Here is a 1792-nt window from a genome sequence, read left to right on the forward strand (position 1 = left end):
AATGACCGATGCTGCAACGACGAGTTCGATAACGGTGAATCCGCGGCGTGATGATAGTTTCATGTGTCGCATAATAGGTTACCAGCGACGACTGCCGAGGCCAAAGTTAAGGACCTTACCGTTTCCGGTTGTCGTGCCTGGAGTAGAAGGGTCAGAGCCTGGATCTGAAGTAGATGGATCACTTCCTGGATCAGAGGTAGACGGATCGGAACCTGGGTCTGAGGTAGAAGGATCGCTACCCGGATCAGATGTCGAAGGGTCAGAGCCTGGATCTGAAGTAGATGGATCACTTCCTGGATCAGAGGTTGGGTCAGATCCTGGGTCACTGGTAGGGTCGCTCCCTGGGTTAGAGGTTGGGTCAGATCCGGGATTGCTAATAGAGCTGGAAATTGTAGAGACGGTAGTGCTGATAGAACTTATCCCAACCTGTATGCTGCTGAACCCGGAGCCTACGGAGCTTTCGCCAGACGTGCCGGAGCCAATGCCCTCTCCTATGGTGCCATCTCCATTACAATCTATGGGTGGGTAAACCCAGTTATGGGTACAGTGAATAGTTTCACCCTCCTTACAGCCCGGGGATTCTGTCTCCATGGTGTCAATCTCTAGGTCAGCCTTAGGCCCACCATAAAAGTAGCTCATTCCTGGTCCGCCACAGTTCTCGGTACAGCTTATCTTCTTGAGGGAAAAGCCAACGCTAATCTGAGAGGGGTACCATCCACCGCAGCTTGAAGAGAACGAGTTGGCGCCTTCAGGCCCGATGGCAACCTCGGAGCACTTAAAGAAGTCCCGGGGGTCTTCAGGCCCCGTGCCAGCTATGCCGGCAACGCCTGCGCTTCCAATCTTGTACTGGTTGCCAGGTCCAGCGCTGCCGCTATATGTCCCAGAGACGGCTGTGCCGTTTGCAAATAGGCCACGAAGAAGCGGTGTAATGAACTCAGGAATATCCAGGTCTTCATAGGCTACGGTACACGCAGTGGCTTGGGGATCGCTACCGCCCTCGGGAGTGTCACATTCTGAGGCTTTAATGTCATCGCCAGTACCGCCTTCACCGTCTGGGCCTACCCAACCATTTGGTGCGCCTACATGGATGCCTTTGTCGCTTGTTGCATAACGGGCTTCAATACATGCGTCCGTAGGAGAGCCGGTGTAGCTACCTACCTTGCTGCGGGTTGTTTCACTGCACTCTTCATCTTCGCAGTGGTCAGCCTCTAGGGGTACGGTACCGCCGCCGTGAATAATTACCTGGCCCCAGTACGGTGCTCCGGAGTATACGCCATGGCTTGCTTGTACTACCTGGTAGCCCAGGAAGAAGGACAGCCCTGCGGCCAGCATGAGGGGAATGTATGTCCGCGCGTTGGATTTTTTCTTACGGGAAATAACCCAAATCAGTGCGGCCAAAAGGACAAGGAGGGCAAGAATAGTGCCGCCTAGAATAGCAAGCTTGTTTTGAGCGCCTGCCGTATCAAGGGTTGGGCGCAGAGGAGTGGAGAGGGTATCAATAACTTCACCGTCTTTGAGCAGGGTAACCTTGGTGCTGAGGGATCCGGCGAGGGTCTTCTTGGTGGTATTTACCACAATCTCTTCAGTCAGCCCGCTGTTGGTTATGGAAGGGAGGGGGCGGCTGGTGGTGGAGATAACGGTGCCACCATCCATAAGTTCAACGGAAAGGGTTGCCCCATTCAGGGTGTCTGAGGTGAACGGGCCGTTAAGGGTGACGGCGATAGGGAGCTTGTAGGAGAACGTCCAAGTGCTTGCGGCTATGCCCGTACTAATAGAAGCGATATCCGCAGTA

At 54.3% G+C, this 1792-nt stretch carries 1 protein-coding gene; it reads right to left on the reverse strand.

Translation table 11 applies throughout. The features are described 5' to 3' along the window. Positions 1–78: 78 nt before the first annotated feature. On the reverse strand, positions 79–1792 hold a 1714-nt coding region (locus VLA04_03435), incomplete at its 5' end, for a hypothetical protein (protein HSI20729.1).

The sequence above is a fragment of the Verrucomicrobiia bacterium genome, assembly GCA_035460805.1.
Lineage (GTDB): Bacteria > Patescibacteriota > UBA1384 > CAILIB01 > CAILIB01 > DATHWI01.